Source organism: Streptomyces sp. NPDC004721 (genome assembly GCF_053601495.1).
In genome coordinates, this window is record NZ_JBSGBZ010000052.1 from 1 (window position 1) to 26,807 (window position 26,807).

The 26,807-nt window shown below is 72.1% G+C and carries 25 protein-coding genes and 1 tRNA gene; 11 read left to right on the forward strand and 15 right to left on the reverse strand.

Annotated features, from left to right (window positions below; all coding sequences use genetic code 11):
* Nucleotides 1-91: 91 nt before the first annotated feature.
* Entirely contained in the window at nucleotides 92-895 is an 804-nt protein-coding gene (locus tag ACWEK3_RS33100; protein ID WP_453251325.1) for an exodeoxyribonuclease III, read from the reverse strand.
* 81 nt (nucleotides 896-976) lie between these two features.
* Here ACWEK3_RS33100 and ACWEK3_RS33105 point away from each other — a divergent pair, with 81 nt between their 5' ends.
* A complete protein-coding gene (locus ACWEK3_RS33105; RefSeq protein WP_390727557.1) occupies nucleotides 977-1,459 on the forward strand; it encodes a GNAT family N-acetyltransferase in 483 nt (160 codons plus the stop codon).
* A gap of 241 nt (nucleotides 1,460-1,700) precedes the next feature.
* Here ACWEK3_RS33105 and ACWEK3_RS33110 read toward each other — a convergent pair.
* The 7 genes from ACWEK3_RS33110 to galU all read right to left on the reverse strand — a co-directional run bounded on the left by ACWEK3_RS33110 (nucleotide 1,701) and on the right by galU (nucleotide 7,295).
* A tRNA-Ala gene (locus tag ACWEK3_RS33110) sits at nucleotides 1,701-1,774 on the reverse strand.
* A 74-nt stretch (nucleotides 1,775-1,848) separates the two neighbouring features.
* Nucleotides 1,849-3,060 carry a divisome protein SepX/GlpR gene (gene sepX, locus ACWEK3_RS33115; RefSeq protein ID WP_453251326.1) on the reverse strand — a complete coding sequence of 404 codons (1,212 nt, stop codon included), beginning with the start codon at nucleotides 3,058-3,060 and terminating at the stop codon, nucleotides 1,849-1,851.
* 195 nt (nucleotides 3,061-3,255) lie between these two features.
* Nucleotides 3,256-3,882 carry a GNAT family N-acetyltransferase gene (locus ACWEK3_RS33120; RefSeq protein WP_450543922.1) on the reverse strand — a complete coding sequence of 209 codons (627 nt, stop codon included), beginning with the start codon at nucleotides 3,880-3,882 and terminating at the stop codon, nucleotides 3,256-3,258.
* Nucleotides 3,883-3,902: 20 nt separating this feature from the next.
* Nucleotides 3,903-4,445, reverse strand: coding sequence for a MogA/MoaB family molybdenum cofactor biosynthesis protein (locus ACWEK3_RS33125; RefSeq protein ID WP_450543924.1), 543 nt, complete (start codon nucleotides 4,443-4,445; stop codon nucleotides 3,903-3,905).
* Entirely contained in the window at nucleotides 4,442-4,954 is a 513-nt protein-coding gene (gene moaC / locus ACWEK3_RS33130; RefSeq protein WP_326802854.1) for a cyclic pyranopterin monophosphate synthase MoaC, read from the reverse strand. The genes ACWEK3_RS33125 and moaC overlap by 4 nt, the downstream gene beginning before the upstream one ends.
* A gap of 86 nt (nucleotides 4,955-5,040) precedes the next feature.
* On the reverse strand, nucleotides 5,041-6,363 hold the full coding sequence (glp, locus tag ACWEK3_RS33135) for a molybdotransferase-like divisome protein Glp (RefSeq protein WP_450543926.1): 1,323 nt from the start codon (nucleotides 6,361-6,363) through the stop codon (nucleotides 5,041-5,043).
* Between the two features lie 5 nt (nucleotides 6,364-6,368).
* Nucleotides 6,369-7,295 carry a UTP--glucose-1-phosphate uridylyltransferase GalU gene (gene galU, locus ACWEK3_RS33140; RefSeq protein ID WP_450543927.1) on the reverse strand — a complete coding sequence of 309 codons (927 nt, stop codon included), beginning with the start codon at nucleotides 7,293-7,295 and terminating at the stop codon, nucleotides 6,369-6,371.
* Between the two features lie 103 nt (nucleotides 7,296-7,398).
* Here galU and ACWEK3_RS33145 point away from each other — a divergent pair, with 103 nt between their 5' ends.
* Complete coding sequence (locus tag ACWEK3_RS33145; RefSeq protein WP_450543929.1) at nucleotides 7,399-8,013, forward strand: 5-formyltetrahydrofolate cyclo-ligase; 615 nt, start codon at nucleotides 7,399-7,401, stop codon at nucleotides 8,011-8,013.
* A 115-nt stretch (nucleotides 8,014-8,128) separates the two neighbouring features.
* On the opposite strand, the gene ACWEK3_RS33150 is transcribed toward ACWEK3_RS33145, so the two are convergent.
* The gene (locus tag ACWEK3_RS33150) at nucleotides 8,129-10,942 is read right to left on the reverse strand and encodes a penicillin acylase family protein (protein ID WP_453251327.1); all 2,814 of its coding nucleotides are present in this window, start codon (nucleotides 10,940-10,942) and stop codon (nucleotides 8,129-8,131) included.
* Nucleotides 10,943-11,156: 214 nt separating this feature from the next.
* On the opposite strand from ACWEK3_RS33150, the gene ACWEK3_RS33155 reads away from it, so the two are divergent.
* The 6 genes from ACWEK3_RS33155 (at nucleotide 11,157) to mscL (ending at nucleotide 16,840) form a co-directional block, all read left to right on the forward strand.
* Complete coding sequence (locus tag ACWEK3_RS33155; protein ID WP_361412090.1) at nucleotides 11,157-12,668, forward strand: potassium/proton antiporter; 1,512 nt, start codon at nucleotides 11,157-11,159, stop codon at nucleotides 12,666-12,668.
* Nucleotides 12,669-12,871: 203 nt separating this feature from the next.
* A complete protein-coding gene (locus tag ACWEK3_RS33160; RefSeq protein ID WP_450543933.1) occupies nucleotides 12,872-14,167 on the forward strand; it encodes an MFS transporter in 1,296 nt (431 codons plus the stop codon).
* A 67-nt stretch (nucleotides 14,168-14,234) separates the two neighbouring features.
* Nucleotides 14,235-14,573 carry an FmdB family zinc ribbon protein gene (locus ACWEK3_RS33165; protein WP_450543935.1) on the forward strand — a complete coding sequence of 113 codons (339 nt, stop codon included), beginning with the start codon at nucleotides 14,235-14,237 and terminating at the stop codon, nucleotides 14,571-14,573.
* 75 nt (nucleotides 14,574-14,648) lie between these two features.
* On the forward strand, nucleotides 14,649-15,482 hold the full coding sequence (locus tag ACWEK3_RS33170) for an S-methyl-5'-thioadenosine phosphorylase (protein ID WP_453251328.1): 834 nt from the start codon (nucleotides 14,649-14,651) through the stop codon (nucleotides 15,480-15,482).
* Nucleotides 15,483-15,718: 236 nt separating this feature from the next.
* Entirely contained in the window at nucleotides 15,719-16,318 is a 600-nt protein-coding gene (locus tag ACWEK3_RS33175) for a hypothetical protein (RefSeq protein ID WP_453251329.1), read from the forward strand.
* A 63-nt stretch (nucleotides 16,319-16,381) separates the two neighbouring features.
* Complete coding sequence (mscL, locus tag ACWEK3_RS33180) at nucleotides 16,382-16,840, forward strand: large conductance mechanosensitive channel protein MscL (protein ID WP_390727548.1); 459 nt, start codon at nucleotides 16,382-16,384, stop codon at nucleotides 16,838-16,840.
* Between the two features lie 29 nt (nucleotides 16,841-16,869).
* Here the strand turns inward: mscL and ACWEK3_RS33185 are convergent, their stop codons facing one another.
* Nucleotides 16,870-17,052 (reverse strand): hypothetical protein, encoded by a 183-nt coding sequence (locus tag ACWEK3_RS33185; RefSeq protein ID WP_450543939.1) that lies wholly within the window; start codon nucleotides 17,050-17,052, stop codon nucleotides 16,870-16,872.
* Nucleotides 17,053-17,147: 95 nt separating this feature from the next.
* On the opposite strand from ACWEK3_RS33185, the gene ACWEK3_RS33190 reads away from it, so the two are divergent.
* Nucleotides 17,148-18,176 carry a P1 family peptidase gene (locus ACWEK3_RS33190; protein WP_453251330.1) on the forward strand — a complete coding sequence of 343 codons (1,029 nt, stop codon included), beginning with the start codon at nucleotides 17,148-17,150 and terminating at the stop codon, nucleotides 18,174-18,176.
* A gap of 206 nt (nucleotides 18,177-18,382) precedes the next feature.
* Nucleotides 18,383-19,129 carry a DUF6227 family protein gene (locus tag ACWEK3_RS33195; RefSeq protein WP_450543942.1) on the forward strand — a complete coding sequence of 249 codons (747 nt, stop codon included), beginning with the start codon at nucleotides 18,383-18,385 and terminating at the stop codon, nucleotides 19,127-19,129.
* Nucleotides 19,130-19,196: 67 nt separating this feature from the next.
* On the opposite strand, the gene ACWEK3_RS33200 is transcribed toward ACWEK3_RS33195, so the two are convergent.
* The 5 genes from ACWEK3_RS33200 to ACWEK3_RS33220 all read right to left on the reverse strand — a co-directional run bounded on the left by ACWEK3_RS33200 (nucleotide 19,197) and on the right by ACWEK3_RS33220 (nucleotide 25,362).
* On the reverse strand, nucleotides 19,197-19,451 hold the full coding sequence (locus ACWEK3_RS33200; protein WP_361412040.1) for a hypothetical protein: 255 nt from the start codon (nucleotides 19,449-19,451) through the stop codon (nucleotides 19,197-19,199).
* Nucleotides 19,452-19,563: 112 nt separating this feature from the next.
* Complete coding sequence (locus ACWEK3_RS33205; RefSeq protein WP_453251331.1) at nucleotides 19,564-21,747, reverse strand: PTS fructose transporter subunit IIABC; 2,184 nt, start codon at nucleotides 21,745-21,747, stop codon at nucleotides 19,564-19,566.
* A gap of 136 nt (nucleotides 21,748-21,883) precedes the next feature.
* On the reverse strand, nucleotides 21,884-22,831 hold the full coding sequence (gene pfkB / locus ACWEK3_RS33210; RefSeq protein WP_450571493.1) for a 1-phosphofructokinase: 948 nt from the start codon (nucleotides 22,829-22,831) through the stop codon (nucleotides 21,884-21,886).
* Nucleotides 22,828-23,589 carry a DeoR/GlpR family DNA-binding transcription regulator gene (locus tag ACWEK3_RS33215; RefSeq protein ID WP_450543948.1) on the reverse strand — a complete coding sequence of 254 codons (762 nt, stop codon included), beginning with the start codon at nucleotides 23,587-23,589 and terminating at the stop codon, nucleotides 22,828-22,830. The genes pfkB and ACWEK3_RS33215 overlap by 4 nt, the downstream gene beginning before the upstream one ends.
* A 216-nt stretch (nucleotides 23,590-23,805) precedes the next feature.
* Nucleotides 23,806-25,362, reverse strand: a complete 1,557-nt coding sequence (locus ACWEK3_RS33220; protein WP_453251332.1) for an MFS transporter — start codon at nucleotides 25,360-25,362, stop codon at nucleotides 23,806-23,808.
* 62 nt (nucleotides 25,363-25,424) lie between these two features.
* Here ACWEK3_RS33220 and ACWEK3_RS33225 point away from each other — a divergent pair, with 62 nt between their 5' ends.
* Nucleotides 25,425-26,423, forward strand: a complete 999-nt coding sequence (locus ACWEK3_RS33225; protein ID WP_450543951.1) for a helix-turn-helix transcriptional regulator — start codon at nucleotides 25,425-25,427, stop codon at nucleotides 26,421-26,423.
* Nucleotides 26,424-26,807 lie beyond the last annotated feature (384 nt).

The window sequence follows — 26,807 nt, forward strand, 5'->3', positions numbered from 1 at the left end:
GTCCTCGTACTGGACGTACTTGGGCTTTCGGCCGGTGCGGCGAGAGGGCGTGCCGGGCGTCGCGACGGGGCGAACGTTGCCTGTCGGGGCACTAGAGGTCGTACACGACCGTCACCGGGGCGTGGTCCGACCAGCGCTCGGCGTGCGTGGCCGCCCGCTCGACGTACCCCTTGACGGCCTTGGCGGCGAGCCCGGGCGTGGCCACCTGGAGGTCGATCCGCCACCCCGTGTCGTTGTCGAAGGCCCGCCCCCGGTAGGACCACCAGGTGTACGGCCCCTCACCGTCCGGGTGCAGTTCGCGCACGACGTCGGCGTACCCGCCCGCCTCGGGGGCGAAGACCGTGCTCAGCCACTCCCGCTCCTCCGGGAGGAAGCCGGAGTTCTTGGTGTTGCCGCGCCAGTTCTTGAGGTCGGCCTGCCGGTGGGCGATGTTCCAGTCGCCGCAGACGAGCACCTCGCGGCCGTCGGCGGCGGCCCGTTCCCGCAACTCCTTGAGATGGGCGAGGAACTCGTCCATGAACCGGACCTTCTCGTCCTGCCGCTCGGTGCCGACCTCGCCGGAGGGCAGGTAGAGGCTGGCGACCGTGACGCCGGGCAGGTCGGCCTCGACGTAGCGCCCGCTGCCGTCGAACTCGGCCGATCCGAACCCGATCCGGACCCGGTCGGGTTCGCGGCGGGTGTAGAGGGAGACGCCGGCGCGGCCCTTGGCGGCGGCCGACGCGTGCACGACGTGCCAGCCGTCCGGCGTGCGGACGTGCTCCGGCAACTGGTGCGGCTCGGCCCGCACCTCCTGGAGGCACAGCACGTCGGCCCCGGTCCCCGCGAGCCACTCCACGAAGCCCTTCTTGGCGGCGGCACGCAGTCCATTCACATTGACGGAGGTCACAGTCAGCACCCGGGCACCCTACCGGCACACTGGACGAGGTCTTCCCGGAGGCCACCTGCCCCGACATCCGCATCGACAGACGGTTCCCACATGAACATCCGCCCCGTGCCCTTCGACCACCCCGACGCCGTCAAGCTGAACGACGAGGTACAGGCCGAGTACCACGTCCGCTACGGCGACGGTGGCGACGCCACGCCCCTCGACCCGGCCGACTTCCGGCCGCCGAACGGCGCGTACCTGATCGCCTACGACGAGGACGGCACCCCCGTCGCCACGGGCGGCTGGCGCAGCCGGGACAAGAACGCCGAGGGCAACGAGGACGGCGACGCCGAACTCAAGCGGATGTACGTGATCGAGTCGATGCGCGGCCGCGGTCTGGCCCGCCGCATCCTCGCCGCCCTGGAGGACGACGCCCGCGCCGCCGGGCGCGTCCGCATGGTCCTGGAGACGGGCGACCAGCAGCCGGAGGCCGTCGCCCTGTACGCCTCCACCGGCTACGAGCCGTGCACGAAGTTCGGCTACTACCGCGAGTACGAGTCGAGCATCTGCCTGGCGAAGCCGCTCCAGTCCTGACGCGAGGCCCCTCCCGCCACGGCGCGGCGGAAGGGGCTCTCAATTCGCGCTACCAGCTGTAGTGGATGACGTTGCGCAGGGTGGTGGGCGCGCCGCCGCCCGATCCGCACTGCGCGGCCGTGGTGAACCTGATCCACTGACCCGCCATCACGCGCCCCGGTCGCTCATACCGCTGCTCCTGTGATCCCCGCGTGACACGTCAAAGCCCCGGTCGGTTTCCCGACCGGGGCTTTGAGCTGCGTGGACCTGAGGGGATTTGAACCCCTGGCCCCCTCGATGCGAACGAGGTGCGCTACCGGACTGCGCCACAGGCCCTTGCAACGAGTGAAACTCTAGCATCCTCGCCCGGGTGGTTGGTAATCCGTTCCCTGGCTGGTCAGGGGCGGGAGTCACTCGTTGGCCGCGCGGCGGCGGTCGCCGTCCTCGTACTGGTCGAAGAGGGGGGTGCGGCCGCGCTCGCGGGAGCGGCGGGCCGAGGCGGCGCGGCGGGCGTCGGTGCGGCCGTCGGCGGCGGACCTGTCCTCGGCGTGCGGCGGGGGCTCGGCTGCGGCCGGGGCCGCCGCCTCCTGCTCCGGCACCGCGGCGGACGACCGCGCCGAGCTCCAGGCGTCCGGAGCGCCGAGGTCCACGTCGGAGGTGGCCCGCGGGGCGACCGGGGCGGTGACGTAGGTGGGCAGCGGCACCGGAACCGGGTCCCAGCTGTCGCCCTGGCCGGGGCGGCGCTGGCGCTCGCGCTGCTGGTCGAGCCACTCGGCGTGGTCGGTCTGCTCGACCAGGGCGCGCCGGTCGGCGGCGAGGGAGGAAAGGCCCGGCTCCGTCTCCGGTTCAGGCCCCGCTTCCGGTTCGTCCGCGGCGGGGTCCAGGGGCGTGCGCCGACGCGGCTGGCGGCGGCTCTCACGCAGCCGCTGCGCGGCGACCTCGGCCTGGCGGCGGTCCATCTGGTAGGCGAAGCGGCGCCGCTCCTGGGAGCGCAGGTACGCGATGTAGGCGCTGAGCATCACGGCGGGCACTCCGGGCGCCCACAGGAAGGTGAGCCCGCCGACCGCGGCGACGATCGCGCCGAGGGTGAAGGCGAGGAAGAGGAGGACGGTGGTGCGTCTGCGGCGTGCGAGGACCTTCGTGCGCCGGGCACGCGCCGCGGACACCTCCGCGCGGGGCGTGCGCCGGGCCGCTGGGACCCGCGGACGCGCGGACGCGTCGGCGGGCGGGGCCGCCGCCGGGGACGCGGCCCGGGCGGCCGGCTTGCCGGTCCGGTCGCGCTCGTCGTGGCCGCGGACCGGCTCCCGCTCCTCCCGCGCCGGCGGCTGCTGCCGCTCCGGCGACCTGCCCGGGGGCATGGCGAAGGCCCGGACGTCCACCGAGTCGGTGACGGCGTCCGGCTCCCCGTCGGCGGGCTCCCCCTCCTCGGCGGAGCGCGCCCTGAGGTCCTTGGCGTACCGGCGCTCCATCCCCGCCCGTCCGGACAGGAACCGGATGGCGGTGCTGAAGCGTTCCGTCGGACGGGCCTCGTTCAGCTCGTCCTGCCTACGGAGCCACATCGGCACCAAGTAGGCGGCCCAGGCCCCGACGATGACTGCGTAGATGAGGCCGCTGCTGCTCACGCCTCCCACGGTAGAGGGGTTTGCATGAGGCCATCTGCCAATTGCGCCGGTGTGTCGCACGATCTGGCTGATATTTCGAACTTTTTTTGCGATCGATGTGATCAGCAGGACGTCAAGGACGCGAATTCAATGCCACCCGGACGATCGCGAGCGGGTCCGGGTCGGATCGCAGGCCGATCAATTTCGAACATTCATTCAATTTCCGGGTGAGGCAGGATTCTCCTTCGGCGTCCTCAGAGCCCGGGTCCGGCGCCAGCGGTTCAGCAGCCCCTCGGGCACCTCTTCCGCGGTGAGCGCGAACACCAAGTGGTCGCGCCACCCGCCGTCGATGTGGAGATAACGGGGCCGCAGACCCTCCTCGCGGAATCCGAGTTTCTCCACCACCCGTCGGCTCGGCCCGTTCTCGGGCCGAATGCAGACCTCGATGCGGTGCAGTCCGACGGTGCGGAAACAGTGGTCCACGACCATCGCCACGGCCGTCGGCATCACCCCGCGGCCGGCCACCGACTCGTCGACCCAGTAGCCGACGTGGCCCGAGCACATCGAGCCCCAGGTGATCCCGGCGACGGTCAACTGCCCGACCAGCCGGCCCTGGTACTCGATGACGAACGGCAGCATGCGGCCCGCGTGCGCCTCGGACCTGAGGTGGCGCACCATCTGCCGGTAGGTCGGCCGGTGCGTGATGGGCCCGCCGGGCGTGGGCGGCGGAATCGTCGCCTCCCAGGGCCTGAGCCAGTCCCGGTTGCGCCGGTTCACCTCGCGCCAGGCCCGCTGGTCGCGCAGCTTTATCGGACGGAGGACGACATCGCCCTCCGCGAGCACGACGGGCCAGGATGGGCTGTTCAGCTCGCACCCCCACTACCGGCACCAGGTCTGACGTGGTCGCCGCCGCGCAACTGGTCGACGGCGTGCTTCAACAGGGGTTCCAGGACGGCCAGTCCGTCCTTCACTCCGCCCGTGGAGCCCGGCAGGTTGACGATCAGCGTCCCTCCGGCCACTCCGGCCAGCCCTCGGGACAGCGCCGCGGTCGGCACCTTCCGCATGCCGAACGCCCGGATGGCCTCCGCGATTCCCGGCACCTCGGCCTCGATCACCCGGCGGGTCGCCTCGGGCGTCCGGTCGGTGGGCGAGACACCCGTGCCGCCGGTGGTGACGACGGCGTCGTACCCGGCCTCGACGGCGGCGCGCAACGCGGCCTCCACCGGGTCTCCGTCCGGTACGACCCGCGGCCCGTCGACGGCGAAGCCGAGGCGCCGGAGGCCGTCGGCGACCAGCGGACCGCCCGTGTCCTCGTAGACCCCGGCGGCGGCCCGGTTGGAGGCCGTGACCACCAGAGCGCTGTACGGCGCGAGCAGTGCGTCTCCGGCCGATGCGTCCAGTGTCATGCCCGGCTCCAGTCGCCCGACTTGCCGCCCGTCTTCTCCTCCACGCGCACGTCCGTGATGACCGCTCCCTTGTCGACGGCCTTGACCATGTCGATCACGGTGAGCGCGGCGACGGACACCGCGGTGAGCGCCTCCATCTCGACGCCCGTGCGGTCCGTGGTCTTCACCGTGGCCTCGATCTCCACGGCGTCGTCCGCGACCGACAGCTCCAGTCTCACACCCGACACCGACAGCGGGTGGCACAGCGGGATGAGGTCCGGGGTGCGCTTGGCGCCCATGATCCCGGCGATCCGCGCGGTGGCGAGGGCGTCGCCCTTGGGCACCCCCTCGCCGCGCAGCAGTTCGACCACGCGGGGCGAGACGAGGACGCGACCGCTGGCGCGGGCGGTGCGCGCGGTCACGTCCTTGCCGGAGACGTCGACCATGCGGGCGGCGCCCGCGTCGTCGATGTGCGTCAGCCGGTCCGGCGCTGGAGGTCCGGGGGTCTCCCCCCGGGAAGGCACAGTCATGATCGTGTGGGGCTCCCGGTCCGGGCCCGTCGCCGTGCGGCGCACGGGCCTGTTGTGCGCGACACGGTACCGCCACCCCGCACGGCTCAGCCGAGCAGGACCACCTCGACCTCGGCACCGGGCTCGACGGACTCGGCGTCCTCGGGGACGACGATGAGCGCGTCGGCCAGCGCGAGGGCCGCGATCAGATGGGATCCGGCGCCGCCCACGGGCCTGACCTCGCCGTCGGCGTACACCCCGCGCAGGAACTGCCTGCGTCCCTTCGGCGAGCTCAGCGCCCGGTCCGCGGCCAGTGTCGCGCGCACGGTCGGCCGGTGGACGTCCTGAAGGCCCATCAGGGTGCGGATGGCGGGGCGGACGAACAGCTCGAAGGAGACGTACGACGACACCGGGTTGCCGGGCAGGGCCAGCAGCGGCACGTGGTCGGCGCCGACGGTCCCGAAGCCCTGCGGCTTGCCGGGCTGCATGGCGATCTTGCGGAACTCCACGCCGCCGCCCGGCTCGCCCTCGTCGCCGACGTCGGACAGCGCCTCCTTGACCACGTCGTACGCCCCCACGCTCACCCCGCCGGTGGTGACCAGCAGGTCGGCGCGGACGAGCTGGTCCTCGATGGTGGACCGCAGGGTGTCGGCGTCGTCGGCGACGGCGCCCACCCGGTAGGCGATGGCGCCCGCGTCCCGGGCGGCCGCGGTCAGGGCGAAGCTGTTGGAGTCGTAGATCTGGCCGTCGCCGAGCTGCTCGTCGGGCTGGACGAGTTCGCTGCCGGTGGACATCACCACCACGCGCGGGCGCGGGCGCACCAGGACCGTGCCGCGGCCGATCGCGGCGAGCAGCGCGATCTGCGGCGGCCCGAGGACCGTACCGGCCCGCAGGGCTCGCTCGCCCGCCTCCACATCGCTGCCCTTCGCGCGCACGTGCGCGCGTGCCTCGGCCGGCCGGTACACGCGTACGTGCCCGTCGGCGCCCTCGGGGGCGAGGCTCCGGGCGCGCATCGCGCTCACCGGGCCCTCGCCGAGCCCGCCGTCGGTCCACTCGACGGGGACGACCGCCTCGGCGCCGGGCGGCAGCGGGGCACCGGTCATGATCCGCGCCGCTTGTCCCGGGCCCACCCGGAGCAGGCCGGCCGCGCCCGCCGCGACGTCCCCGACGACCTCCAGCACGGCCGGGAACTCCTCGCTCGCGCCCGAGACGTCCGTGACCCGTACCGCGTAGCCGTCCATGGAGCTGTTGTCGAACGGCGGCAGCGAGAGCGGCACCGTGACGTCATCCACCAGGACACAGCCCTGGGCATCGAGCAGTTGCAGCTCGATGGGTTCCAGGGGGCGGACGGTGGTGAGGATGTCCTCCAGGTGCTCGTCCACCGACCACAGGTGGTCCGGGCCGGCGGTGCGGGGCTCGGCGCTGCTCAACGTCGTTACATCTCCTCGGCTACGTACCGCTGAAGCCAGGCCCTGAAGTCCGGGCCCAGGTCCTCACGTTCGCACGCGAGTCTGACAATGGCACGCAGATAGTCGCCACGGTCCCCGGTGTCGTAGCGGCGGCCCTTGAAGACGACGCCGTGCACCGGGCCGCCGGCCCGCTGCTCGTCGGTGGTCGCCGACGCGTGTGCTTCGGCCAGGTGCTGAAGGGCGTCGGTGAGCTGGATCTCACCGCCGCGACCGGGCTCGGTCTTGCGGAGTATGTCGAAGATGTGCGGGTCGAGGACGTAACGGCCGATGATCGCGTAGTTGGAGGGGGCCTGCGCCGCGTCCGGCTTCTCGACCAGGCCGGTCACCCGGACGACGTCGCCGTCCTCGGTGGCCTCCACGGCCGCGCAGCCGTAGAGGTGGATCTGCTCGGGCGCGACCTCCATGAGGGCGATCACACTGCCGCCGTAGGTCTCCTGGACCTCGATCATCCGCTGGAGCAGCGGGTCGCGCGGGTCGATCAGGTCGTCGCCGAGCAGGACGGCGAAGGGCTCGCTGCCCACGTGCGGGGCCGCGCACAGCACGGCGTGGCCCAGGCCCTTGGGGTCGCCCTGGCGGACGTAGTGGATCGACGCGAGGTCGCTGGACTCCTGCACCTTGGCGAGCCGCTCGCCGTCGCCCTTCTTCTCCAGGGCGGACTCCAGCTCGTAGTTGCGGTCGAAGTGGTCCTCCAGCGGCCGCTTGTTCCGGCCGGTCACCATGAGGACGTCGTCGAGGCCCGCGGAGACGGCCTCCTCGACCACGTACTGGATCGCCGGCTTGTCGACGACCGGCAGCATCTCCTTGGGAGTGGCCTTGGTGGCCGGCAGGAACCGGGTGCCAAGACCTGCCGCGGGAATGACAGCCTTGCTGATCCTGGGGTGCGCCTGTGTCATGGCCGCAACCCTATCCGCTGCCTTTGCGCGGAATCTGCCTCTCCGGTTAATTGACTCTCATATGAGCAGACATACCGGCATAAGGAAGGGTACGGAAGGACCAGTGAGCCACAACGGACACGACGCCGAGCCTGCCAAGCGCACCTTGCGGCGAGAAATCCTCACGGTGAGGAAGACATTGACCGTGGATGAAGTGCGGGAGGCGGCGCACGCGCTGGCGGAGCGTGCCCTGGAACTGCCCGAGCTGACGCGGGCGCGCACGATCGCGGCGTACGTCTCCGTGGGCACCGAACCGGGAACACCTCCGCTCCTCGACGCGCTGCGCGCGCGGGGCGTGCGTGTGCTGCTGCCCGCGCTGCTGCCCGACAACGACCTGGACTGGGGCGCGTACACCGGGGAGGGCTCCCTCACGCGCGTGCAGCACGGCGGGAGGATGGCGCTGTTCGAGCCGGCCGGGGAGCGTCTCGGCCCGGACGCCGTGGCGACGGCCGACGTGGTCCTGCTGCCCGGCCTCGCCGTCGACGCGCGCGGGATGCGCCTGGGGCGCGGCGGAGGGTCCTACGACCGTGTCCTGGCCCGCCTGGAGGCGGCGCGGGCGCATCCCGCCCTCGTGGTCCTGCTGTACGACACGGAGGTCGTCGAGCACCTCCCCGAGGAGCCCCACGACCGACCGGTGCAGGCCGTGGTGACACCTTCGGGGGTACGCCGCTTCACCTGACGCGCACGGCCTTCGGCACGGCCGGCACCGCTTCGGCCGCCGGCACGGCTCGGGTACGGCGAAGGCCCTCCACGCGCACGTGGAGGGCCTTCGCCGCCGTTGTGGCCTCAGCGGCTCACGGCTTGAGCACCAGTGTGTCGCTCGTGCTCTTGTCGACCGCGTTCGGCGAGAAGGACCACGAGAGCAGCTCGCCCTTGGCCCACTTGCCCGTCTGGTCGGTGTAGTGGGCGCTGAAGGCGTGCCCGGAGGCGCCGGTGAGGTTGATCCACTTGGACTTGTCGAGGTCGTCGAGGTTGACCACCATCCGCATGGACGGCACCCACACCACGCCGTAGCCGCCGGCGGCGTTCCAGCCGGAGGCGTTGACCGCGGCCTCGCCGCCGCTCAGCTTCCAGGGCCCGCGGTTGAGGACGTACTTCAGGACGCCGGGCCCCTCGGTGCCCAGGGTCTGGTTCTTCAGGAACAGGCGGTGCAGCCGGCCCCAGCTCCAGGTGTCGATGTCCTTGCCGAGCTTGGCGGTCAGCTCCCAGCGGGCGTCGATCATGGCGCGCTTGAACAGCTCGTCGCGGTTGTCCGCCTTGGGGCGGGTGCCCGACGCCGGAGTCTTCCACCAGTCGCTGTCCGGGTTCTCGACGAGCCCCCGGACCACCTCGAACCAGCGGTCGCCGCCGTCCGGCTGCGCCTGGTCGGCGTCGCGCTGACCGCACTCGCGGACCTTCTGGTTCTCGTCGGCCGGGCCCGTGTTGCCGGTCGGCTCCACCCACAGGCACTGGCCCTTGACCCGCAGCTCCTTGGGCAGCTTGTTGCCGAAGGACAGCTTGAGGATGTTGCGCCAGACGGCGTTGAAGTACGCGGCGGCGGCCGAGTCGGCGTCCTGCGTGCGGTCCCAGCCCTCCAGCAGCTTCTGCGCCTCGCGGACGTCCTTGTCGCCGATGTCGATGTTCAGCAGCTTGGGCACCAGCAGGTTGGCGATCGCGCTGCTGTTGTCCATCTGCATCTGGCGCATGTCGTCGGTGGAGATCTTGCCGCCGCCGTCGATCTTCTTCTGGATCAGGTCGGTGATCCGCCGGCTGCGGGTGCCGTAGCCCCAGTCCGTGGTGAGCGTGTACGGGTAGGACTTCGGGTCGACGACGGCCTGGTTGGCGGTGACGATGTAGCCGCGCTCGGGGTTGTACTCGTAGGGCAGTTCCTGCGGCTTGATGTAGCCGGTCCAGTCGTAGCCGGAGTCCCAGCCCGGCGACGGGACGGAGCCGTCGTCGTTCTTCGCGCGCGTGGGGATGCGGCCGGGCAGCGTGTAGCCGATGTTGCCCTTGGTGTCGGCGTAGATCAGGTTCTGCGAGGGCACGTCGAACAGTTCCGCGGCCGACCGGAAGGACTTCCAGTCCTTCGCGCCGTTCATGGCGAAGACGGCGTCCATGCTGGTGCCCGGCTCCAGCGCGGTCCACTTCAGGGCGATCGCGTAACCGTCGCCGCGGTCGGGCGCCGCGGTGTTGACCGCCGCCTTCTTGCCGACCGCCATCAGCTCGTCGGAGCGGTCGGACAGCAGGGGCATTCCGTCGCTGGTCTCGCGCACGACGATCGTCTTGGACGTGCCGCCGGCGACCTTGATGGTCTCCTCGCGGGTCCGGAACGGCACCGTCTTGTTGTCGCGCAGGTAGCCGTCGCCGCTCAGCTTCTCCAGGTAGAGGTCGGTGACGTCGACACCGGAGTTGGTCATACCCCAGGCGATGTCCTGGTTGTGGCCGATGATCACACCGGGCATGCCCGCGAAGGTGTAGCCGGTGACGTCGTACGGGCACGCCTTGGAAAGCTCGCGGCAGTGCAGGCCCATCTGGTACCAGACCGAGGGCAGCGAGGCCGACAGGTGCGGGTCGTTGGCGAGCAGCGGCTTGCCGGTGATCGTGTACCGCCCGGAGACGACCCAGGAGTTGGAGCCGATGCCGTTGCCGTTGACGCCGACGGCCGTCGGAAGGCCGTCCAGGACGTCGTGGAGGCCCATCAGCTGGCTCTGCACACCGGAGGAGCCGCTCGCGTCCGTCGCGGTGCCGGTGGCGCCGCCCGTGCCCGTCGAGTCGGCCGAACCGGGCGTACCGGTGCCGGTGCCGGTCGAGGTGCCGCCGCTCGTGTCCGTCGCGCCGCCGCTCGCTTCGAACGCCTGGGTGAGCGCGTTGTACTGGCCCTCGCTGACAATCGGCTTGTTCCGGCTGTACGGGTAGTCCGGGTAGAGGTCCTTGATCTGCTTCGGGCCGAGGCGGCTGGTCATCAGGGCCCGGTCGATCTCGTCCTGCATGTTGCCGCGCAGGTCCCAGGCCATCGCCTTCAGCCAGGCGATGGAGTCCACCGGAGTCCACTGCCCGGGCTTGTAGTCGTTGGCGAAGCCCAGGGCCGCGTACTCCAGGGAGATGTCCTTGGCTTCCCGCCCCTTGAGGTAGGCGTTGACTCCCTGGGAGTACGCCTGGAGGTACTTCTTGGTGGAGGCCGACAGCGTCTTGTCGTACTCCTGCCGGGCGACCCGGTCCCAGCCCAGAGTGCGCAGGAACTCGTCGTTCTTGATCTGGCCCTCGCCGAACATCTCCGACAGGCGCCCGGAGGTCATGTGCCGGCGCACGTCCATCTCGTAGAACCGGTCCTGCGCCTGGACGAAGCCCTGCGCCATGAACAGGTCCTCCGAACTGGAGGCGTAGATCTGCGGAATGCCGCTTCCGTCCCGTTTGACGTCGACGGGTCCCGACAGGCCCTGCAGCGTGATGGTGCCCTTGGTCTGCGGGAAGGAGGCGCGCACGGTGCTGACGGACCAGTAGGCGCCGTAGGCGGTGCCTCCGACGAGGGCCAGGACCAGGACAAGCGCGGCCAAGCGGGCTTTTCGCCCCTTCTTCCTGCCGGACTTGCCGGCCTTGTCACCCGTTGAGGCGGTGGTGTTCGGGGGCATCGCTGTCCTTGCTGTCCTAACGCGAGCGGCAGGTCGGGCTGTGACTTCGAATGAGCGCTGGAGCAACCATAGGCGCAGGGCCCGGTAGCACTTGACGCGGAGTCGGGTCCAGCGGCGGTGAGACGTCTTCATCTCGTCACGGGACGCGTCAAGAAAGCGTCAAGAGTTAGGTAAGGTAACGAAGTAAACCGGGAACTCGCGGAAGGAACCGCTGCTGACTGTTCACCACCTCAACCAGCTCCTGCTCGCCTGCTCGGTCGTCCTGCTCGTCGCGGTCGCCGCGGTGCGGATCTCCTCGCGCAGCGGGCTCCCCAGCCTGCTCGTCTACCTGGGGATAGGCGTCGTCATGGGCTCGGACGGCCTCGGCGGCATCCACTTCACCAACGCCGAACTGACCCAGGTCATCGGCTACGCGGCCCTCGTCGTGATCCTCGCCGAGGGCGGTCTCGGCACGAAGTGGAAGGAGATCAAGCCGGTCCTTCCGGCCGCCACCGCCCTGGCGGTGGTCGGCGTCGCGGTGAGCGTCGGCGTCACCGCGGCCGCGGCCCACTACCTCAGCGGCCTGGGGTGGCGTCAGTCGCTGATCATCGGCGCGGTGGTGTCCTCCACGGACGCGGCGGCCGTCTTCTCGGTGCTGCGCAAGATCCCCCTGCCCGCGCGCGTGACGGGCACCCTGGAGGCCGAGTCCGGCTTCAACGACGCCCCGGTGGTCATCCTGGTCGTCGCCTTCTCCACCGCGGGACCGATCGAGCACTGGTACGTCCTGGTGGGCGAGATAGCCCTGGAGCTGGCCATCGGCGCGGCCATCGGCCTGGCGGTGGGCTGGCTCGGTTCCTGGGGTCTGCGGCATGTGGCGCTGCCCGCCTCCGGCCTCTACCCGATCGCCGTCATGGCGATCGCGGTCACGGCGTACGCCGCCGGCGCGCTGGCCCACGGCAGCGGCTTCCTCGCCGTCTACCTCGCGTCGATGGTGCTCGGCAACGCCAAGCTGCCGCACTGGCCCGCCACCCGCGGCTTCGCCGAAGGACTCGGCTGGATCGCCCAGATCGGCATGTTCGTCATGCTCGGCCTGCTGGTCACCCCGCACGAGCTGCTCGACGACGTCTGGCCCGCCCTCGTCATCGGCCTGGTGCTGACCATGGTCGCGCGTCCGCTGGGCGTGGTGGCCAGCCTGCTGCCGTTCCGGGTGCCGTGGCAGGAGCAGGCCCTGATGTCCTGGGCCGGGCTGCGCGGCGCCGTGCCCGTCATCCTGGCGACGATCCCCATGGTGAACGGGGTCGACGCCACCCACCGCATCTTCAACATCGTCTTCGTCCTGGTCGTCGTCTACACCCTCGTGCAGGGGCCGACCCTGCCCTGGCTCGCCCGCAAGCTGCGGCTGGGCTCCGGCGAGGAGGCCGCCGACCTCGGCATCGAGTCGGCGCCCCTGGAGCGGCTGCGCGGCCACCTGCTGTCCGTCGCCATCCCCGCCGGGTCCCGGATGCACGGCGTCGAGATCAACGAGCTGCGGCTGCCGTCCGGGTCCGCGGTCACCCTGGTCGTCCGCGAGGGCAAGTCGTTCGTACCGCTGCCGACCACCACCCTGCGGCGCGGCGACGAACTCCTCGTGGTCGCCACCGACCCGGTCCGGGAGGCGGCCGAACAGCGACTGCGCGCGGTCGGCAAGGGCGGCAAGCTGGCCGGATGGCTGGGCGCCGGCGGAGCGGGGGCGGGCAGCCGAGGCTGAAGGGGTGTTCCCCGCGCCCCTGTACGATGAGGACGCACCCTGATCGAACCAACTCTGCCTGACGCAGAGCTGGCGCGACCGTATGGCGGCCGGGTAGTCCCCCGCAGTGGGCGCCGGTATCTACCGCAGTTTGCGCAAGAGGACAGCTCTCGGCGCGCCCGCACGCCCGGGCCCGCGCTACCAGGCGGCAGAAAGGCACGGCCGTGGGATCCACGGTCACCAGCACCGAACCGGCGCCGACCGCGACGGCATCCTCCCGCCCTGGATACGGGCAGCTGCTGCGCACCCGCGGCGCCTGGACGTTCCTGCTCCCCGGTTTCGCGGCGCGCCAGCCGTTCGCGATGCTCACCATCTCCATCGTGCTGCTGGTGCAGCACACCACCGGCTCCTACGGCGCGGCCGGCGCCACCGCGGCCGTCACCGGCGTCTCCATGGCGCTCTTCGCGCCCTACAGCGGGCGCCTCGCCGACCGGTACGGGCAGCGCGCGGTACTGGTCCCCGGCGTTCTGGCGCACACCCTCGCGGGACTGACGCTGACCGCGCTCGCCCTGGCGCACGCCCCCCTGTGGGCGCTGTTCGCGGCGGCCGTGCCGACCGGCGCCTCGGTGCCGCAGGTCGGCCCGATGGTGCGCGCCCGCTGGGGCGTCACGCTCAAGGACTCGCCGCTGATGACCACCGCGGCCGCCTTCGAGTCCGTCACCGACGAGCTGACGTTCGTCGTCGGCCCCCTCCTGGCGACCGCCCTGTGCACCACCGTCGCCCCGGCCGCCGGGCTGGTCACGGAGGCCGCGCTGACCCTGGTCGGCGGTCTGCTGTTCGCCGCGCAGAAGCGCACCCAGCCGTCCGTCACCGGCGATGGGCACGCGCGCGTGGAGCACACCTCCGCCCTGCGCGTCCCCGGGGTGCGGGTGCTGATCGCGACCTTCCTCGGCATCGGCTCGGTCTTCGGCGGCATGCAGGTCTCGCTGGCCGCGTTCACCGAGTCGATCGGCGAGCCCGGCCTCAACGGCGTCCTGTACGGAACCTTCGCCGCGGGCAACATGCTCTCCGGCGTCGTCTGCGGGGCCATCGCCTGGAAGACCGCCCCGCAGCACCGTCTCCTCGTCGGCTACACCGCCCTGGCGCTGGCCGCGTCCGCACTGTGGACCGCGCACTCGGTGCCGCTCCTGGCGGCACTCGGCCTCCTGGTCGGCATGTGCATCGCACCCACCCTGATCACCGGCTACACCCTGGTGGAGAGCCTGGTCCCGGTCGGCGCCCGCACCGAGGCGTTCACCTGGCTCACGGGCGCGGTCGCGCTCGGCCAGGCGGCGGCGGTCACCGTCGCCGGGCAGCTGGAGGACCGCCTGTGGGGCGGCGCCGGCTTCCTGGTGCCGATGGCCGGCACGGTGCTCGCCCTCCTCACCCTGATCGCCCTCAGGTCGCGGCTCGCGGCCCGGTCGCACGGCCGCACAGTCGCACGTGGCGTCGGTCACCGCGCTCACGTCACAGTGGACTGATCCTCGGGAATACGTCACTATGGACCGTCGTTAGCACTCATCGAGTGAGAGTGCCAGGAGGAAGACAGTGCCCACCTATCAGTACCAGTGCACCGAGTGCGGCGAGGGCCTCGAGGCGGTGCAGAAGTTCACCGACGACGCGCTCACCGAGTGCCCCGGTTGCGGTGGCCGCCTGAAGAAGGTGTTCTCCGCGGTCGGCATTGTCTTCAAGGGATCCGGCTTCTACCGCAACGACAGCCGAGGCTCCTCCTCGAGCAGCAGCCCGGCGTCGTCGAAGTCGTCGAGCCCGTCTTCTTCGGGTTCCTCGTCTTCCTCGTCGGAGTCCTCCTCCGGCTCGTCCTCCTCGTCGGGAACGTCGGGGTCGTCCTCGACGTCCACGAGCTCGGCCGGCAGCTCCGCCGCCTGACGTCTTCTTTCCGGGACCCCGCCGTCGTGGGACGGTGGGGTCCTCGGCGTGTGCGCGGGCGCTAGTGTGCTGGTCATGGCGAACGCAGAGATCGGTGTCATCGGCGGTTCCGGCTTCTACTCGTTCCTCGACGACGTGACCGCGGTCCGGGTGGACACGCCGTACGGGGCACCCAGCGACTCCCTCTTCCTCGGTGAGGTCGCCGGCCGGCGGGTCGCCTTCCTGCCCCGGCACGGCCGGGGCCACCGCCTCCCGCCGCACCGCATCAACTACCGGGCCAACCTGTGGGCGCTGCGCTCGGTGGGCGTGCGCCAGGTGCTCGGGCCCTGTGCGGTGGGCGGGCTGCGCCCCGAGTACGGTCCTGGCACGCTGCTCGTTCCCGACCAGTTCGTCGACCGTACGAAGTCCCGGGCGCAGACCTACTTCGACGGGCTGCCGCAGCCCGACGGCACGATGCCGAACGTCGTGCACGTCTCACTGGCCGACCCGTACTGCCCCGTGGGCCGGACCGTCGCGCTGAAGGCGGCGCGCGGGCGGGACTGGGACGCGGTGGACGGCGGCACCCTCGTCGTGGTGGAGGGACCTCGCTTCTCGACCCGGGCCGAGTCGTTGTGGCACCAGGCGCAGGGCTGGTCGGTGGTGGGCATGACCGGCCACCCCGAGGCGGCGCTCGCCCGTGAACTGGAGCTCTGCTACACCTCGCTGACGCTGGTCACCGACCTGGACGCGGGCGCGGAGACCGGCGAGGGCGTCTCGCACGAGGAGGTGCTGCGGGTGTTCGCGGCCAACGTGGAACGGCTGCGGGGCGTTCTGTTCGACGCGGTGGCCGCGCTGCCCACGACCGAGCAGCGGGACTGCCTGTGCGGCGGCGCGCTGGGCGGGATGGACCCGGGGTTCGCGCTGCCGTAGTGGGACGGAATTGCTCCTTCGGGTGAGGGAGTTGTCCACAACCGGCGGGTAGCACACGGGCTCCGGCGGGCGGCGGCGCGATGCCTCATCGTGGGCGTGACAAGCCGAAATCCCCGTCGCTGGTGGTGGTCCGCATGTCCCTGCCGTCTTCGTCCTCCCCGTCTCCCTCCTCTCCGTCTTCGTCCTGGCCGTTGCCGTCTTCTCCGGTGCCGCCCACTCCCCTGCCTTCCTCTCCGATGCCCTCCCCCTGGCCGGGCACTTCAGCTTCCTCGGCGTCCCTCACGCGGTCCTCTCCGTACGCGCCCGGTACGGACGCCCCGGCCACGTGTGAGGTGCCGCACTTCGCGCCGGTGCGCGTGCGCGGCGGTCGGTACGGGCTGCGCCGGCCCGTACGGCACCGGGGGCGCGCGGTGGCGGCCGGGCTCGCCGTGACCGCGGCCGCGCTCGTGGCGGCGGGCCCACGGGACGCTCCGGACCCCTCTCGCGGCGGACCCGCCCGCGGGCAGCCGGCACCGGCCGACGGAGCCGGTCAGGCCGCCGGGCGCCGCGGCGCGGACGAGGTGCGCACGGTGATCGCGCCCGTGCGCATCGCGGACGCGGCCACGGTCCGGCTGCTGCGCCCCGGCGACCGGGTCGACGTGATCGCCGCGGAGGATCCGGCGACAGGCGGGCAGGCCCGGGTGGTCGCACACGGCGCCCGGGTGGCCAAGGTCCCGGAGCCCGTGGACGACGCGGCCGGGGGCGGGGCACTGGTGGCACTGTCGGTACCACGCTCCACCGCGGCGGGGCTGGCCGGGGCGAGCGCGACGGCCAGGCTGGCGGTGACCCTGTGGTGAGCCGTAGGTTGCGGAGCTGTTCGTTCCGCACGTTGCAATTGCATGTCCAAGGAGGGGCCCCAGGTGAGCGACAAGAAGGACCCGAGTGTCTGGCAGGGCTTCAAAGCCTTCCTGATGCGCGGGAACGTCGTCGATCTGGCAGTAGCGGTGGTCGTCGGCGCCGCCTTCACCAACATCGTCAACGCGGTGGTGAAGGGGATGATCAGTCCGGTCATCGGAGCGATCGGCACCAAGAACCTCGACCATTACGACTCGTGCCTGAGCGCCACCTGCAAGGGCGATCAGGGCATCCAGATCATGTGGGGTTCGGTGCTCGGCGCCGCTCTCCAGTTCCTGATCACCGCCGCGGTGGTCTACTTCCTGATGGTCCTGCCCATGGCCAAGTTCCTGGCCCGCCAGGAGGCGCGGAAGAAGGCCAGGGAGGGCACGGAGGAGGTCGTGGAGCTGACCGAGCTGGAGGTGCTCAAGCAGATCCGCGACGAGCTGGTCGCCCGGCGCCGCTCCGAATACGGCGAGCGGTAGCCGCCACGCTCCGGCGGGCCCCGCGCGCCTCAGAGGTGGTGGGGAGGCTTCTCGTCCAGGAAGCGCTTGAGGTCGGCGGCGGAGTCGCCGTCCGTGTGCTCGCCCCACCCGCGGTCGGTGTCGTCCGTGGACTGCTGGCTCAGCGGGTCGTCGAAGATCAGCGCGGCCTTCGGGTCACGCGGTTCGGGGGCGGGCTCGGGGGCGGTACTCATGCTTCAAGGGTACGGTCCGCGTCAGGCGGCGTGACGTTGCACGCCGTTCCTCCGAAGAGGCCCGTGACTGCGCCGCGCCCGGGAGACTGGCTCCCATGACTGTGGACGCTCTGACGGACGTCGAAGGCGTGCGGGTGGGACATGCGACGCGCACGGGCGGCGGTTGGCTCACCGGCACGACGGTCGTGCTCGCGCCGGAGGGCGGCGCCGTCGCCGCCGTGGAGGTGCGCGGCGGCGGCCCCGGAACCAAGGAGACCGACGCCCTCGATCCGCGCAACCTGGTGCGGACGGTGGAGGCGGTCGTCCTGACCGGCGGCAGCGCCTACGGACTGGACGCCGCCTCGGGGGTGATGGCCTGGCTGGAGGAGCGGGGGCGCGGGGTCAAGGTCGGCCCGGACCCTTCGCATGTCGTACCGGTCGTACCCGCCGCCTGCGTGTTCGACCTGGGCCGCGGCGGTGACTTCCGGGCCCGGCCGGACGCGGTCACCGGACGCGCCGCGGTCGAGGCCGCGGCGGCGAGCGAAGTGGGCGGGCGCGTGCCAGAGGGGTGCGTGGGCGCCGGGACCGGAGCGGCCGTGGGACCGCTCAAGGGAGGAGTCGGCACGGCGAGCACGGTGCTCGACTCGGGCATCACGGTGGCCGCCCTGGCGGTGGCCAACGCGGTGGGCTCGCCGGTCGATCCGGAAACGGGGGTGCTGTACGGGGAGTTGTTCCAGGGACCGGTGGACTACCCCGACGCGCGGGTGCACGAGGCCGCGCGGCGGCGCCTCGCCGAGGCTGCCGCGAGGAACACGCCGCCCCCGCTGAACACCACCCTGGCGGTGGTCGCCACCGACGCGGACCTGACCAAGGCGCAGGCGCAGAAGCTGGCCGGCACGGCGCACGACGGCATCGCGCGCGCCGTACGTCCGGTGCACCTGCTCAACGACGGCGACACGGTGTTCGCGCTGGCCACCGGGGCGCGTCCGCTCGACCCCGGCTCCCCGCTCGCCCTGAACGAGATCCTCGCGGCGGGCGCGGACCAGGTGACCCGCGCGATCGTCCGCGCGGTACGGGCCGCCGAGGCGGTGACCGGACCGGGCGGGGACTGGCCGGCCTACGAGGAGCTGTACGGCGCCCGTTGACCTCCGGTGCCTCCCTCTGTCCGGTCCCCGCTTCACAACACCCTGTTGACCAGCGGATTTTGACGGAACGACGGCTCACACGGGAACTTCTCGCGCGGGCCGGGCGTTTTCCTCGCGGACGTTTTCTCGGTTCGCGGACATGACGCTCGACCGAGGGGCTACGGTATGCACCCACAAGGTGACATGCAGCAACGCCGGGAGAAACCTTGAGCGTTCCGTACGAGACGACTGCGTACGAGCCACGCGAGTCGCCCGAGTCTCCGGAGGAGCACCTCGCGCGACTGCTCGGCCGCGCCCTGAACTCCTTCGAGTTACCCGACGAGACCATACGGCGACTCGACTGCGCCCTGGCCTACGACGGTTCGCTGCACTCGGCGCACCACAGCGCCGGACTGCACCGGGAGACCTACCGGCACACCTGGCTGCTCGCCGACGGCTCGGCGCTCACCCTGTGGGAGCTGGTGCACAACACCGCGCCGGGCAGCGAGGTGCAGCACGAGGTGTACGACGACGAGGAGGAGCTGAGCACCGCCACGGCGCGGCTGCCGCTCCCGCCGGACGCGCCGGAGTTCGAGCTGCCGGTGCTGGTCCAGCTCTCGCCGCTGCCCCAGGCACGGCACGCGTACGCGTGCGACGACTCCGCCGACCACGCACGCCGTCTGCTGCGGCGCGCGGAGAACGCCGACCGGCCGGGCGCGGACGTCGCGTCCCTGCTGGCGGCGGCGTCCGGTCACCGGATCACCCAGGCCTTCGGCCGCCCCTGCCGCGCGGGCCGCGCGGGACTGTGCTTCTCGCTCTACGAGCACGCGTTCCTGCTGGACGACGGCGTGGAGATCTCACTCTGGGAGGTCGAGCACACGGCGACCCCCGACGGTCGCCACATGTGCGAGGTGTACGTGACGGAGGACGCGGCCCGCGGCGCGATGGAACGGCGCGCGGCGCAGATGTCCTAGACCTCGCCGGCCGGTGCCGACGGGTACGGCGTGGAGGCGGCCGCCGCCCGCTCGGCCGGGGTGAGCCTCAGCGGCCGTTGCCGAGTCGACGTACCAGGCCCGCGAAGGCGTCCTTCTCCTCCGGGGTCAGTTCCACGAACTCCCGGCCGGGTCCGGCCCCGCGCTGGAGCGGGAGGCCCGACAGCCTCGGGGTGGACTGCTGTCGAGCGGTCTCGAGGCGGATGCCGCGTCGGATGCGGGCGAGACCGATCAGGCAGGCGACGGTCAGCGTGGCGGGGACGGCCACACCTATCCACATCAGGGTCGAGACATGCTGAGGCATGTGCTCAGTAGACACCACGGTCCGGGACTTTGGCCCCGGACCGTGATGTATCTCGCAGGTGCCGTGAACAACTCACAGTGCACCAAAGGGACAAGGGGCAGGAGGGAGCCGCTCAGGCCGCCACCGGCTGCTTCCGGTCGGCGGGCTCGGTCGGCGCGCCCTCGCCCGCCTCGGCGGCCGCCGTGCCCGGCACAGGCTTGCGCAGGGTCTTCAGGGCGACCACCAGGGCAGTGGTCACGCACACGCCCGCCGCGATGGCGACCAGGTAGAGGAACGGGTTGCCGATCAGCGGGACCACGAAGATGCCGCCGTGCGGGGCACGGAGCGTGGCACCGAAGAGCATCGACAGGGCGCCGGTGAGCGCGCCGCCGACCATCGACGACGGGATGACGCGCAGCGGGTCGGCCGCCGCGAACGGGATGGCGCCCTCGGAGATGAAGGAGGCACCAAGGACCCAGGCGGCCTTGCCGTTCTCCCGCTCGGTGTGGGTGAACAGCCTGCCGCGCACGGTCGTGGCCAGGGCCATCGCCAGCGGCGGGACCATGCCGGCCGCCATCACCGCGGCCATGATCTTCATCGCGGAGTCACTGGGGTCGGAGACCGCGATACCGGCGGTGGCGAAGGTGTAGGCGACCTTGTTGACCGGACCGCCGAGGTCGAAGCACATCATCAGGCCGAGCAGCGCGCCGAGCAGGACGGCGTTGGTGCCGGTCAGCCCGTTCAGCCAGTCGGTCATGCCCTTCTGCGCGGTGGCGATGGGCTTTCCGATGACCACGAACATCAGGAACCCGACGACCGCCGAGGAGATCAGCGGAATCACCACCACCGGCATGATGCCGCGCAGGGCCGCCGGGATGCGCACCTTCTGGATCGCCATCACCACACCACCGGCGATCAGACCGGCCGCCAGGCCGCCGAGGAATCCGGCGTTGATGGTGAGCGCGATCGAGCCGCCGACGAAGCCGGGGACGAGTCCGGGGCGGTCCGCCATGCCGTAGGCGATGTAGCCGGCCAGCACCGGGACGAGGAAGGCGAAGGCCACACCGCCGATCTGGAACAGCAGGGCGGCCCAGCTGTCGCCCTGGGTCCAGACGAAGTGGTCCATCACCGACGGCGCCTTGTTGATCTCGTAGCCGCCGATCGCGAACCCGAGAGCGATCAGCAGACCTCCCGCGGCGACGAAGGGAACCATGTAACTGACGCCGGACATGAGCCACTTGCGCAGCTTCGTGCCGTAGCCCTCGCCCGCTTCGCCGGCCCGCTCGACCGGGGTGCCGCCCGGCGCGGGCGCCGCGGTCGCCTCGCCGCGCGCGGCCTTGCCGCGGACCTCGGTGATCAGTTCGCCGGGCCGGTTGATGCCCGCCTTCACGCCGACGTCGACGACCGGCTTTCCGGCGAAGCGGTCCTTGTCGCGTACGGGGACGTCGTGGGCGAAGATCACGCCGTCCGCGGCCGCGATCACCGCCGGGTCGAGCCGGGTGAAGCCCGCCGAACCCTGGGTCTCGACGACGACCTCGACGCCCGCCTCACGGCCGGCGTTCTCCAGCGACTCGGCCGCCATGTAGGTGTGCGCGATACCGGTGGGGCAGGAGGTGACGGCGACGATCCGGAACGGACGCTCGCCCTCGCCGCTCACGTCCTTGGCACTCACGCCCTCGCCGCTCACGTCCTTGGCGCTCGCGTCCGGCGTCGGGGCCGTGCTGCCCGCCACGGCGCCGGAGGAGGCCGCCCCCGGCGTCGCGGCGGTGTCTTCGGGGGTGTCCTGCGCCTCGGCGGAGGCGCCTTCGGTGGTCGCGGCGAAACCCTCGGCGTCCGCCGCGGAGCCCTCGGCCTCTGCCGTGGCCTCGCCCGGAGTCTCGTCCCCGCGGATGAGCGCGGCGGCGGCCGCCGCGTTGTCCACCGAGCGCAGTGCGGAGGTGAACTCGTTGTTCATCAGCTGCCGGGCCAGCGACGACAGGATCTTCAGGTGGGCGTCGTCGGCACCGGACGGGGCCGCGATCAGGAAGATCAGATCGGCGGGGCCGTCCGCCGCGCCGAAGTCGATCCCGGCCTCACTGCGCCCGAAGGCCAGCGTCGGCTCGACGACGTGCTCGCTGCGGCAGTGCGGGATGCCGATGCCGCCGTCGAGACCGGTCGGCATCTGCGCCTCGCGGGCGGCCACGTCGGCGAGGAAGCCCTCCAGGTCGGTGACCCGGCCCAGGGCCACCATCCGTTCGGCGAGGGAGCGCGCCGCCGCTTGCTTGGTGTCGGCGGACAGGTCGAGGTCGACCAGGTCCGCGGTGATCATGTCGCTCATCGCGGGCTCCTTAGCGCGCGTATCGCCCGGTCAGTGGGGTGGGCGGGGGTGGGGACGGGGGCAGTGCGGGGAGAGTCGTAAGGGGTGCGGGTCGGCGGAGGTGTCGTACGGCACCGGGTATGGGACGGGCGGGGGGTCATGTCACCGGCTCCGTCAGCGCGCGGTCCACCGGCACGTCCGCCGTGACCGTCACCGCCGCCGGGTCCAGGTCGGCGGGTGTCGGCATCAGGCTGCCCGGCAGCTGGACGGCGGCCGCGCCGTGTGCGACGGCGAGGGCCAGGGCCTCCGGCCCGGTGCCGCCGGCGATCAGGAACCCGGCGAGGGAGGAGTCGCCGGCACCGACGTTGCTGCGGACGGCGTCCACGCGCGCGCTGCCGAACCAGGCGCCCGCGTCGTCCACGAGCAGTTGCCCGTCGGCGCCCAGGCTCGCGAGCACGGTGCGCGCGCCGAGCCCGCGCAGTTCCTCGGCCGCCTTCACCGCGTCGCCGACCGTCGCCAGGGAGCGCCCGACGGCCTCGGCGAGCTCCGCGGCGTTGGGCTTGACCACGTCGGGGCCCTCGCGCAGCGCCGCCAGCAGGGCGGGCCCGGAGGTGTCGAGAGCGATGCGCACACCGGCCGCGTGCGCCCGCGCGACCAGGTCGGCGTACCAGGACGGCGCGAGTCCGCGCGGCAGGCTGCCGCAGCACGCGATCCAGTCCGCGCCGTGCGACTGCCGCCGCACGGTCTCCAGCAGCAACTCCTGCTCTTCGGCGGAGAGTTCCGGACCCGGTGCGTTGATCTTCGTCAGGACGCCGTCGGCCTCCGCGAGCGCGATGTTCGAGCGGGTGGGCCCGGCGACCGGCACCGGCGCGACGTCGATGCCCTGCGCGTCGAGCAGGTCCGCGACGAGCGCGCCCGGGGCACCGCCGAGGGGCAGGACGGCGACCGTGCGCCGGCCGGCGGCCGCGACGGCGCGTGAGACGTTCACGCCCTTGCCGCCCGGGTCCATGCGCTCGCCGGTGGCCCGGACGACCTGGCCGCGTTCGAGCGAGGGGACCTCGTAGGTCCGGTCCAGGGAGGGGTTGGGGGTGACGGTGACGATCATGCGCGTACTACTTCCGTGCCGGCGCGCTCGATGGCGGCCGCGTCCTCGAGACTCAATCCGCTGTCGGTGATCAGCAGGTCCACGTCGTTCAGGCCGCCGAAGCGGGCGAAGTGCTCCTGGCCGTGCTTGGCGGAGTCGGCGAGCAGCACCACACGGCGGGCGGCGGCGATCGCCGCGCGCTTCACCGCGGCCTCGGCGAGGTCGGGGGTGGTGAGACCGTGTTCGGCGGAGAAGCCGTTGGCGGCGACGAACAGCACGTCGGCGCGGATCTCGCCGTAGGCCCGCAGCGCCCAGGCGTCCACGGCGGCGCGGGTGCGGTTGCGCACCCGCCCTCCCACGAGGTGGAGCTGGAGACCGGGGTGGTCCGCGAGGCGGGCGGCGATCGGCAGGGAGTGCGTGACGACGGTGAGCGAGGCCTCCAGGGGCAGGGCGGCGGCCACACGGGCCACCGTCGTGCCTGCGTCGAGGATCAGCGTGCCTTCGGCCGGCAGTTCGGCCAGGGCCGCCTTGGCGATGCGGTCCTTCTCGTCGGCGGCGGTGGACTCGCGCTCGGTGAGGTCGGGCTCGAAGTCGAGACGGCCGGCCGGGATGGCGCCGCCGTGCACCCTGCGCAGCAGGCCCGCGCGATCGAGGGCCTTCAGGTCGCGGCGGATCGTCTCCGCCGTCACCTGGAACTCCTCGGCGAGCGACACGACGTCCACGCGGCCGCCGTCCCGGGCGAGCCGGAGGATCTCCTGCTGCCGCTCCGGTGCGTACATGTCCGCTCGCCTCCGACTGATGCCCGAACTTGTGGTTTCTCCCCGGAGGCTACGCCGGGATGTCCCGGAAGTAAACAGGTTCGGGCATGGAACCGGGCATGAACGGACTTCCGGTTGTGTCCGGGTACGCCGATGGGCCCGGCACCGAGGGTGCCGGGCCCATCGGCCCTCGTTCGGGATCGACCCACGTTCGGGATCGACCCACGTTCGCGCAGGTCAGCCCACCAGCTCGCCCGCACGCTGCGCCACCACGGCCGGCTCCCCGGCCGCCTCCGCCCCGGCCTCCTCGGCGTCCTCCGCCTGTCGGCCCGGTCGCTTGGGCAGGGCCGACATCAGGACGAAGATGACGCCCAGCACCGCCGCCACCCACACCAGCGCGTGCTGGAAGGCGTTGACGAAGGCCGGGCCCACCTCGGCCGGGGCCAGGCGGTCGCCGATGACCCCGAAGAACACCACCGACACCAGGCCGAGTCCCAGCGCGTTGCCCATCTGCTGCACGGTGTTGATCAGGCCGGACGCCGAACCCGCGTGCTCACGCGGGACCTCCGAGAGCACCGCGTCCGTCAGCGGCGCCACGATCAGGCCCATGCCCAGGCCCATCACGACCAGCGGGAGCGCCATCTGCCAGGGGGCGATGTGCAGGCCGTACCGCTCGGACTCCCAGATGTAGAGCAGGACACCGGCCGCCATCACCAGCGCGCCGGCCTGGAGCACCTTGCGGCCGAAGCGCGGGACCAGCTTCTGCACCGACATCCCGGCCGCGACGGACACGGCGATCGAGAACGGTACGCCCGTCAGGCCCGCCCGCAGCGGGCTCCAGCCCAGGCCGACCTGCATGTACAGCGTCCAGACCAGGAAGAACACACCCAGCGCGACACCGAAGACGGTCTGCACCGCGATACCCGCGGCGAAGCTCTTCACCCGGAACAGCGACAGTTCGATGAGCGGCGAGCCGTCCCGCGCCGCCTTGCTCCGCTCGTACGCCACCAGCGCCGCGAAGACCACCAGCGCGCCCGCCATCGAGACGTACCCCCACAGCGGCCAGCCCAGCTCGCGGCCCCGGGTCAGCGGGTAGAGCAGCATCAGCAGGCCCAGGGTGACCAGGGCGACCCCGACGAGGTCCAGCTTCAGGGCCCGGGGGGCCTTGGACTCGCTGATGAAACGGTTGCCGAGGACGAGGGCCAGGACGCCGACGGGCAGGTTGATCAGGAAGATCGGCCGCCATTCCAGCCCGAACAGGTTCCACTCGGTGAGCAGTGCGCCGAGCAGCGGCCCGGAGACCGCGCCCAGGCCGACGATCGCGCCGAACAGGCCGAAGACCTTGCCGCGTTCGTGCGCCGGGAAGGTGGCGTGCACGATCGAGAGCACCTGCGGGACCATCATCGCGGCCATGGCGCCCTGCAGGAGACGGGCGGCGACCAGCATGTCGGGGTTCGCGGCGAAGCCGCACAGCGCGGAGGCGAGGGTGAAGCCGCCGATGCCGAGGAGGAACAGCCGCTTGCGGCCGTGGATGTCGCCGAGCCGACCGCCGGTGATCAGCCCGGCCGCGAAGGCGAGGGCGTACCCGGCGGTGATCCACTGGATCTGGCTGAAGGACGCGCCGGCGTCCTGCTGGATGGACGGAATCGCGATGTTGACGATCGTGACGTCCACGAGGTCCATGAAGGCCGCGGTCATCACGATCGCCAGCGCGAACCAGCGACGGCGGTCGGCGGCCGGGGCCGGGGCCGGGGCCGGGGCCGGGCTGTCGGCAAGGGTTTCGGTGGAGGACATGACGCCAAACTACGCAGGCATTAGGTCAGATCGTGTCCTATTTTTGCGGCATCCTCGGATTCATGACGACGGACACTCCGGCCCGGCTCCTCCAGCTCCTCTCCCTCCTCCAGACGCCCCGGGAGTGGCCCGGCGGCGAACTCGCCGACCGGCTCAGGGTGTCCCGGCGTACGGTCCGGCGGGACATCGACCGGCTGCGTGAGCTGGGCTATCCGGTGCAGGCGACCAAGGGCGCCGACGGCGGCTACCGACTGGTCGCGGGGAAGGCCATGCCGCCCCTCGTGCTCGACGACGAGGAGGCGGTGGCGATCGCGGTCGGGCTGCGCGCGGGGGCCGGGCACGCGATCGAGGGCGTCGACGAGGCGTCGGTGCGGGCGCTGGCGAAGCTGGAACAGGTGCTGCCGACCCGGCTGCGGCACCGCGTCTCCACGCTTCAGGCCGCGACGACTCCGCTGACCAGCGGCGACGGGGCGAGCGTCGCGACGGAGACGCTCACCGTCATGGCCTCCGCGGTGGCGGGGTACGAGCGGCTGCGGTTCGCCTACCGGGCCGGCGACGGGGCCGTGTCGCGGCGGCTGACCGAGCCGTACCGGCTGGTGTCGACCGGTCGGCGCTGGTACCTCGTGGCGTACGACTTGGACCGCGCGGACTGGCGGACGTTCCGCGTCGACCGGGTGAGCGAGCCCTTCGCCACCGGTGCGCGGTTCGCTCCGCGGGAGCTGCCGACCGGAAGCGCGGCCGAGTACCTCAGGCAGTCGATGTACCGCAGGCAGGAGACCTACACGTTCACGGTGGCTTTCGCCGACCCGGCCGAGGTGGTCGCGGCGCGGCTGCCCTCGTGGCTCGGCGCACCGGAGCCGCTCGACACGGGCGGCTGTCGACTGCGGGCCACGGCCGGCGACCGGGTGGAGTGGCTCGCGGTGCGGCTGGCGATGCTGGGGTGCGAGTTCACGGTGGAGGAGCCCGATGAACTCGTGCAGTGCGTACGGCGGTTGGGGGCGCGGCTGACGCGGGCCGGCGAGGGCGGCGGCCTCCCTGCGGCGCGCGCCCCGGGCGAATGAAGTGGAGCCGGGCTCCGGCGCCCCGGGGGGAGAGGCGCCGAAACCCGGCTCTGGGAAAGTCCCGGCGCCGGGGGGAGTGCGTCGGGACGTGGCTCTGGACGTCAGTGCGTTCCGCCGAAGCGGCCTGGAGCCGGTCCGGTCCGGAACCCGTCCGGCGGTCGAACTCCTGGGCTCTGAAGGGTTGTTCCCGTGCCCCCGCCGCTTGAAGCGGCGGTACACGGCCATGTTTGCGCGGCCTTTCGCCACCGGGCGCACGCGGTCGCCCGGTGCACCGACAGCCTCACCCGCCCGGTCTCACCACGCCCCGGCCGGGACGAACGTCCACGGGGACAGGCATCCCTGCGCGCCCCTGGACGTCTCCCTGACCGGATCCCGTTCGGAACG